At 64.5% G+C, this 928-nt stretch carries 1 protein-coding gene; it reads right to left on the minus strand.

The genetic code is table 11. The features are described from left to right. Window positions 1-851: IS5 family transposase (locus AACH10_RS25325; RefSeq protein ID WP_341413343.1), on the minus strand; the 851-nt coding region annotated here is incomplete at its 3' end. Window positions 852-928: the final 77 nt, after the last annotated feature.

The raw sequence follows: 928 nt of genomic DNA on the forward strand, positions 1-928 counted from the left end.
TTCACCACCGCGAATACGTGTTCCACCCGCGAACGCACCTTGGACTTGATGCGGTTGGCGATGCGCTCAATGTCGGCCGCGATGCCTGCTGGGCCAACACGCTGGTTCGTCCGGTCCTGTGCGAGCGGCGCCTTGCTGGCTATCAGTTCCTGCTGCGAGGCATAGGCGCTATCGCCGTAGACCTCCTGCTCAGCCCCGTGCAGCAACTGAGGGATCGCGTGCTTGTCGTGCACGTTGGCTGCCGTCACCACTGCGCTGTGCGCCAGCCCGGTTTGGCTGTCCACGCCGATGTGCAGCTTCATGCCGAAGAAGTACTGCTGACCCTTCTTGGTCTGGTGCATCTCGGGATCGCGCTCGCCCTTGTCGTTCTTGGTCGAACTCGGCGCCGAGATGATGGTGGCATCGACGATGGTGCCGATGCCAACCTTCAGACCCTTGCCCTGCAGCACTTCACCGACCTTGGCGAACAGCGCCGCGCCCAGCTTGTGCTTGTCATCCTCCAGAAGGCGGCGGAACTTCAGCAAGGTGGTGCCGTCAGGCACGCGCTCGCGGCCCAGATCGATGCCCACGAAGCGGCGCAGCGCCGTGCTGTCCAGCAGCGCTTCCTCGCAGGCCTCGTCAGCGAGGTTGAACCAGTGCTGCACGAAGTACATGCGCAGCATGCGCTCCAACCCGATCGGAGGCCGCCCCTTGCCGGCCTTGGGGTAGTGCGGCTCGATGACCGCGCACAACTCGGCCCAAGGCACGATGGCGCCCATCGTCTGCAGGAACACGTCGCGCCGCGTCGGCCGGCGAAACCGCTCGAACTCCGCGCCTTGATCGGCGGCCGCTGCCAGGGTGACCTGCTTCATCCGAGCATCATCCCAACCTAGCGCCAGCATTGCCACCAGATCAACCCGGTACGCGGACCTTAATCAGCGTAGCCCTA

The sequence above is a fragment of the Pseudaquabacterium inlustre genome (assembly GCF_038066595.1).
Taxonomy (GTDB): Bacteria; Pseudomonadota; Gammaproteobacteria; order Burkholderiales; family Burkholderiaceae_C; genus Pseudaquabacterium; species Pseudaquabacterium inlustre.